Source organism: Nocardia barduliensis (assembly GCF_013315795.1).
Classification (GTDB): Bacteria; Actinomycetota; Actinomycetes; order Mycobacteriales; family Mycobacteriaceae; genus Nocardia; species Nocardia barduliensis.
Genome location: NZ_JABLTE010000085.1, coordinates 26,880 through 34,190 on the forward strand (window position 1 = coordinate 26,880; position 7,311 = coordinate 34,190).

At 64.5% G+C, this 7,311-nt stretch carries 6 protein-coding genes and 2 pseudogenes; 3 read left to right on the forward strand and 5 right to left on the reverse strand.

The annotated features are described in order from the left end of the window. Positions 1–40 precede the first annotated feature (40 nt). The 3 genes from HOV91_RS28780 to HOV91_RS28790 form a co-directional block, all read right to left on the reverse strand. The gene (locus tag HOV91_RS28780; RefSeq protein WP_054814845.1) at positions 41–769 is read right to left on the reverse strand and encodes a HalD/BesD family halogenase; all 729 of its coding nucleotides are present in this window, start codon (positions 767–769) and stop codon (positions 41–43) included. A gap of 17 nt (positions 770–786) precedes the next feature. Beyond that, positions 787–1,725: a phosphotransferase gene (locus HOV91_RS28785; protein WP_051047385.1), complete on the reverse strand. Its 939-nt coding sequence runs from the start codon at positions 1,723–1,725 to the stop codon at positions 787–789. A 188-nt stretch (positions 1,726–1,913) separates the two neighbouring features. Next, a complete protein-coding gene (locus HOV91_RS28790; RefSeq protein ID WP_043737892.1) occupies positions 1,914–2,468 on the reverse strand; it encodes a GNAT family N-acetyltransferase in 555 nt (184 codons plus the stop codon). Positions 2,469–2,828: 360 nt separating this feature from the next. Here HOV91_RS28790 and HOV91_RS28795 point away from each other — a divergent pair, with 360 nt between their 5' ends. From HOV91_RS28795 to HOV91_RS40905, 3 genes and pseudogenes are all read left to right on the forward strand, one after another. Next, entirely contained in the window at positions 2,829–3,623 is a 795-nt protein-coding gene (locus HOV91_RS28795; protein WP_232110913.1) for a site-specific integrase, read from the forward strand. Positions 3,624–3,677: 54 nt separating this feature from the next. Then, positions 3,678–4,019 (forward strand): annotated as a pseudogene (locus HOV91_RS40190) (tyrosine-type recombinase/integrase); the annotation flags it as partial. Beyond that, on the forward strand, positions 4,016–6,238 hold the full coding sequence (locus HOV91_RS40905) for a tyrosine-type recombinase/integrase (protein WP_051047384.1): 2,223 nt from the start codon (positions 4,016–4,018) through the stop codon (positions 6,236–6,238). The pseudogene HOV91_RS40190 and the gene HOV91_RS40905, both read left to right, overlap by 4 nt. A gap of 94 nt (positions 6,239–6,332) precedes the next feature. Here HOV91_RS40905 and HOV91_RS40200 read toward each other — a convergent pair. Next, positions 6,333–6,458, reverse strand: a pseudogene (locus HOV91_RS40200) (recombinase family protein); the annotation flags it as partial. 138 nt (positions 6,459–6,596) lie between these two features. Further along, positions 6,597–7,124 (reverse strand): PaaI family thioesterase, encoded by a 528-nt coding sequence (locus HOV91_RS28810; RefSeq protein ID WP_051047383.1) that lies wholly within the window; start codon positions 7,122–7,124, stop codon positions 6,597–6,599. Between the last annotated feature and the right edge of the window lie 187 nt (positions 7,125–7,311).

Sequence of the window (7,311 nt, forward strand, 5' to 3'; positions counted from 1 at the left end):
ATCCCAATGTGACGCTCTCAACCGGCAAGGTTTCCTCCGCTCAATCCCCAGGCTCGGACCACAGTGCGTCCATCGTCTCGTGCGATACGGGCCGCGACAATTCATCCTCCGCCGCGAACGCCATGTTCACAATCGTGCGGCGGCCCCGCCGAATCGGGTGCACCCGATGCAGCGTCGTACTCGCCCGCATGAGATACACCTGTCCCGGACCGGCCTCCAGCCGGTGGATCGCGCGATCACGAAGTACCTGCTCGATGCCCGGCTGCTGCTTATCCCACACCGTGCCCGGGACACACTCGACGAATCCGCCGTCAACGGTGTCCGGGCATTCGGCCACCCACACCAGCGCGAAACTGTAATCGTCCCAATGCCATCCATGCGTGTCACCCACCCGGTCCAGCTGGGTAACCACGAACTGTTCGGGCTCATACGGGCATGAATACACAGCTTGACCGGCCACGGCAGCCACAACCTCGGCGACCTCGGGTGATGCATACGTCTCCCGGATCACAACTCCGCTCTCCGCGATCTGCGCCCGCCTCACGTTCCTCATCCGGCGAGGCGTGAAACCTGTCTCGGCGAAAGCCAAGTCCCGACGGACGCCCAACTGCTCCGCCAACCAGATGGCCTCAGCCGCAATCGCATACCGAACTGACGCGGGAAAGAGCCAGGACACCACCGCGGCACCGTGCCGCTCCAGGTCGTCATGCGCGGCGGCGATCCGCTGCGCATGTTCGACTTCGTACCTCGTGTTCACACCACCGGTCATAGCGGACCGCGCTGCGCTCACTTCCACCCGACCCGCCGCTGCAACCACGCAACCGTTGCGCGACCTGACTCGGCGCGGTGCCGACGCAGAGCCACCGACTGCGACCCTCCAGGCCGACGGCTCTCTCGGATCCAGTACCCCGCCAGCGCGCACACCAGCGCAGAGATCGCATCAGGATCGACGCCCCGGGTGAGGGCGTGCGAGCCCAGGATCGGTTCGGGATCGACCCCATGCAGGGCGAAGGCGGTCGCCAGGAACACCAGATCCACCCACGCCGCACCCACGGATGGCCAGGACCAGTCCACGATCATCACCGTGCCATCGGGGCGCACCAGCATGTTGTCGGCGCGAAGATCGGTATGCAGCAACGTCTGCCCGACCGTGGCACGCTCCCACCCGGATTCGAGAACAGCGAGCCGATCCACGTTCCGGGCCGACCACTCGTCCAAGTTACCGGCCAGCTCGCCGCCGGCCAGCTTCCGCCAACCTGATAAGTCCGATCCGAGATCATCGGCCAGGGTCGGTACGTCCGGTAGTGGGTTCGGTGTCAGCATCCGTGCCATGTCCTCGACCACGGCGAGCACCGCCGCCAATTCCGTAGGCTGGTCGAAACGGGGATGGCGACCGGTGACGTCGTCGAATACCAGGACTCGCCACCCGTCGATTTCCAGCATGAACCTCACCGCTGGTGCCGGGATCTCTGCTGGGAGCTGAGTCGCGGTGTCGCCTTCGATCCGGTACCGGTGGGCGAAACGGTCTCTGATGGGGATTGCTTTGGCAAACACCGTGCGACCGTCCACCATCGCTAGCCGGGATGCCATTCCGCGGCTGAATCCGCCCGGTTGGGTCGATCCCGAACGCACTCCCGCGCCCAAGCGACTCTCGATCTCGCCTCGCACCGAGATGGGCAGCTCGCTCCACGCGATCCGGGACACCGGGATTTCGATCTCGGTCATCGGACAATAGTGCCGCGCGAACAGCGGCCTTCACCAGCTAATTTCCCGCTCGGCAGCCCGTCCGGGATGATCGTCGTCCCGGGCGATAGCGGGTCATAGTAGCCCTGACCGAGTAGGAGGCCGTCATGGTCGTAAGCGACGGTACCGAATCTGGAGGTGCCCACCGAGGTCAGCCAACAGGCGGCCGATCAGGACAGATCAGAACCCAACATCGAATACATGATCATGTCCCGACGCTCCTCGCCGACCAGCTGCCAACTGCGGAGCAGGCCCTCACACTGGAAACCCACACGCTCAGCCGTCCGCTGGGATGCGGCATTCCAGGGCTCGACATATAGGTGAAGGCGGCGGATCTCCAGGTCAGTAAGGGCCCAGGCAGTGACCGCTCGAAGCGCTTCCGCAGCGACCCGCTGACCACGAGCGGACTTGACCACCCAGTAGCCCAGCATCGCACGCCCCTCGTCCAGGTCCCGCAACCACAGACCGACCGACCCGAGCGGCCGACCGTCCTCAACCCGCACGATGACGAACGGATACCCACTGCCGGTCGATACACGCTCCCACTGCCGACGCACGAAGGCTTCGCCTGCTTCTCGCGAGTACACCGCCGGAACGGTCGTGATCAACGGGATGTGATCGTCGCTCGACGCCTCTCGAACCAGAGGCAGGTCGCTGATCTCCCAGGAGCGGAGCACAAATCTGTCGTTTGCAGTCAAACGCGGGATATCCAACGGGGCAACCATGCTCGCATCCTGCCGAGATGCCCACGCAGGCGCACGCCCATTTCACACCCGAGATCTGCGGGTTCGGCCAACGGAATGGCTTCACCGCCAAGGTGCGGGACGGCGGTGGGACCACGATCGAGCAATGGCGCCTCTAGTCGATCCAGTACCGTCGCATCGTGCTGCCGTCGGCCCAAAGCTCGACCCCCTCCAAGACCCCGCCGCAAGCCTCGATGACGTATTGACTGAACTAACTTCGTAATCCTTGCAGGTCAGCTTAGGTTTCTGCTAGCTTTCCTCGCCATGTGCGAAGAGGGCGGCGAGCGATATCTGTCGAGACTCGTTGTGCCGGACGTCGGTCGGCTCCAAAGGACCGGTGACGTGTGGGAGCCATACCAGCTTCTCGACGCGAACGGCGCGGTCATCGAACCCGCGGCGAGGTACTTCGCCGAGCTACAGGCCACCGACAAGCAGCCGTCGACGATCCGGTCATATGGCAGCGATCTGCTTCGCTGGTGGCGGTTCCTCGCCGCGATCGGCATGTCGTGGGACAAAGTAACGCCAATGGAGGGGCGCGACTTCGGACGATGGAGGTTGTTGGCGGACAAGCCGATGAGAGTTCATTGGCGGCACCGGACCGACGGCCAGTTGCCCGGTTTGCCCCGCGGCCGCCCCAGCCAGGTCGTCAATGCCGTCACTGGCAGGCCGAGCCCGGGACCGAAGTACTCGCCAGCGTCGCGGGCGCACGCCGAGACCGTCTGGCGGGCGTTCTACGACTTCCAGCTGGAACTCGGCAAAGGCCCATTGATCAACCCATTCCCGCTGGACCGCTCACGACGCTCAAGGCGGGCTCACGCGCACCACAACCCGATGGATCCGCATCGGAAGGAGCGGGTCGGCCGCTATCGGCCGAAGGTTCCCAAGCGGATCCCGAAGAAGATCCCCGACGAGCAATTCAACACGGTGTTCGCGGCACTGAAGTCGAACCGGGACCGCGCCCTGCTGGCGCTCTGGGTGTCCACCGGCGCCCGCGCCGAAGAACTACTGTCCGCCTGCCAGGGCGATGAGGATCCCGGCCAGCAACTGATCACGGTTACACGAAAGGGTTCTCGCAAAGCTCAGCAGTTGCCGGCTTCGCCTGATGCGTTCGTCTGGCTGCGGCTCTACCAGGAATAACTCTGGCGCAAGGGCGCTTCCCGCGGTCACCGCCATCCACTCTGGTTCACGCTACGCCGACCTTGGCGGCCGCTGTCCTATCACGCGGCCCGAGCAATGTTCACCCGCGCCCAGGAAGCGCTCGGCTCCAACTATCCGCTCCACGCCCTTCGGCACACCGCGGCCTACCGCATGGCCGATGACCCGGACATGGACATCACCGACGTCCAGTGGATCCTTGACCACGCCGATCTGACGACCACGCAGCTCTACACCACCCCTACCCACGGTGAGGTGATCACGGCTGCGCTCGCCCACCACGCGCGCCAGAACGAGCGCGCGGCAGCCCCACCGGAGCCGCCAGCGTCGGGTTACGACCCACGTTCTCTCGACGTCATATTCGGCAGGACGCAGTGAAATCATCGACAACCACAGCGACGGCTGAGGTCGGTTCGACCAGCCGAAAGCAGGAACTGACGCGCGAAGCGCGTGGAGTGCTCGCCGAGACCATCCTGGATCAATTTCCCGCTCGACCAGTGCTTTCCGCTTCGCGTCAGGCCCTGACCGTCGAGAAAACCATTGAACGGCTCGAGGGGTTACGGCTTCCTCCGGTGTCGGACGATATGCGCTTTCGTCGCAGACTGTGTGTCAAGAGGCTGCTCGGCAGGCTGGAGATCTTCCCTGGCGAGACCTGGCAGCAGCGATGGCAGGCCAGCGGTGCCGAAACCGCTGAGCCGCACTGGACTGCGGCCGCCGCGGAATGGCACCGGGCACACGGCCGGGTAGGCGACAAGTCCCAGCTGCTGACCGCGCTGATGCTGCTGTCCATTGCAAGGATCATCTGTCCCAGCCCGACATTCCTGCTTACTATCAACCGAACCGGAACCTGGACGACTAGGATCGCCGAGTATCGCGATCCGTCGGGTTTCGGGCTACTCAAGACGGCGATGACGCCCGAAATCCGGTCGAGCACCTGCCTCCCCGTCATCCGATGGCAGCTCTGTGTCCTGCTGCTGACCAAGGGCGGCGGCGTTCGCGACATCACCGTCGGAGACTGTGTCGAGTTACGCAAGCAGGAGATAGCCATCGGTTTGCCCGGAAAGGGGCGCTATCTGTTCTACACCCTGCTCGAGGCTGCGGGATTCCTTCCGCAGGGTGCGCCGGTGACCCTGCGCGCAATCATGAACTATGGCGGACGATCCAGCATCGAGCGACTCGTGGATCGGTATCACGTCGCTGATCCCGAGGTCCGCAACCTGCTGGTCAGCTACCTGGCGGAACGGCAAGTCGCCCTGGACTACACCACACTCGACTCGTTGTCGCGGGTGCTGGTTATGAATTTCTGGACGGATCTGGAAGCACACCATCCAGGCATCGACTCGCTCGACCTCGACCCGAAAGTGGCGCATGCGTGGAAAGAACGCCTCCGCGTCAAGATCCAGAATAAGCGCCTGCCGGACGGGACCACCGTCGAGGTCACCGTCCCACGGGTGAACTACCTCCAACTCCTGACCACAGTCCGGGCGTTCTACCTGGACATCGCGCAATGGGCTACCGAGGATTCTGCGCGATGGCCGCGATGGGCCGTTCCGTGCCCCATCCGCGCGTCGGAAACCGCGCACTCGACCAGGAAGGTCAATTCGCGCCGAAAGGCGCGCATGGACCAGCGGACCCGCGAACGCCTGCCCTTGCTGCCAGTTCTGGTGCGGACCGCCGAACGCCGCACCGAGGAGGCCCGCCTCCGACTGGACGCAGCGTTGAATTCTGAACCCGGCAAGCCGTTCACCGTCTTCGGCGAGACCTTCACCAGAGTCTCCGCACGCAGAAACGAAAATCAGCGGCTCAGTATGGTTACGGGCGTCTTCGACTCGACCGGCCGCCGCCGCCACCTTCGTGCCGAGGACCATCGTGCCTTCTGGGGTTGGGCAGCAGTCGAGTTTCTTCGGCACACCGGCGTCAGGGTCGAGGAGATGCTCGAAACGAGCCATCACAGCATCATCCAGTATCGACACCCCCAAGCAGGGCAGATCATCCCGCTGCTGCACGTCGCGCCGTCCAAGACCGACGAGGAACGCCTCCTCGTCGTCAGTCCGGAGCTGGCCGATGTCATATCCGCGATCATCGCCCGAGTTCGGCAGAAGGACGGAGCCATTCCATTGGTCCCCTTCTATGACCTCTCCGAACGATGCTGGGCCACGCCGGCTCCGCTGCTGTTCCAGTGGAACAACGGCAGCCATACGCGAGCCATAGCGGCGTCGACGATCCGCAAATGCATCAGGGAAATACTCGAGTCGACGGACATAAAAGACGCCGGCGGCCAACCGCTCTACTTCGTGCCCCACGACCTGCGCAGAATATTTGCCACGGACGCAATTCTGAACGGGATGCCCCCGCACATTGCGCATGCTGCTGGGTCACAACGACATATCCACCACCATGGGTTACAAGGCCGTCTACCCACAAGAAGCAATCAACGGCCACCGCGCGTTCATCACGCGGCGCCGAGGAACGCGGCCGAGCGAGGAATACCGCACCCCTACCGATGCCGAGTGGGAGGAATTCCTGGGCCATTTCGAGCGCCGCAAGGTTGCGCTCGGCGAATGCGGGCGCGCATACGGAACTACCTGCCAGCATGAGCACTACCTGTCGCTCGTCGATGGCCGCTGCGGCGGAGGTGGCGGCGGCGAGTGCGTTGTCCAGGCCGGCCCGGTTCTTGCGGGTGGTCCCGGAGAACCCTTTGTCGATGAAGATCCGCTCGCGCGGCGCTCCGAGCGCCAGTAGTTGTTCGGTTTGGATCTCGACGTCTTGTTCGTCGGTGGAGCAGCGGCAGTATCCGATGCGGAACGGCTCACCCATGCCGAAAGTGTTCCAGATGGCGGGGGTTGACCGGCACAGTTTGCGGAACACCTCTACGGAACACCGGTGTGCTGGGCCGATGTTCGTTCTGCGTGGTGTTCCGGTGGACGATCGGGTTACGGAACAGGTCAGGGGGTGTTATCGGTGTGTGGGGGTTTGTTGTGGGGTGAGGAAGTGGTTGACGTCGACGATGAGGAACAGTGCGGTGGCGGTGGTGACCACGTGGGCGTGGTCGTTTTCGATGGTGGCTTTCAGGTGGAGTTTGCGGCCGTCGCGGGAGTGGATGTGGGCGCGGAGGGTGTAGGGGGTGTCGAGCAGGATCGGGGCGAGGTAGTCGATGGCGAGGTGGCGGGTGACGGCGGGTTCCCCGACGGTGTAGAGCAGGAGTCCGAACAGTTCGTCGAGGACGGTGGCGACCGCGCCGCCGTGGGCGATCGCTGGGGCGCCGACGTGGCGGGAGTCGAAGCGGTGGTGGGCGTAGACGCCGTGTGTGTCGCGTCGGGCGCGTAGCTGGTGGCCGTGGGGGTTGGCCGGTCCGCAGCCGAGGCAGTGGTCGTGGTGGGGCGGCAGGTCGGCGGAGTCGGGTGCGTGTACGGGGAAGGCGGGGATCCAGTCCGGGACCTGGCGGGGCTCGGGTGTGTGGGTGCTGGGTGTGTTCTCGGTCATGGGTGCTTTCTGTGAGTGTGTTTAGGCGGTGATGAGGATGTCGCAGTGGGTTTTGCGGGCGAGCTCGATCGGTGGGGTGGACAGCAGCTGGGCCAGCAGTGGTGACCGGTGGGGGTTGGCGGTGACGATGAGGTCGGCGGCGGTGGCCGCGGCCAGGTGCAGCAGCGCGGGTAGGGCGGGTTCGTCC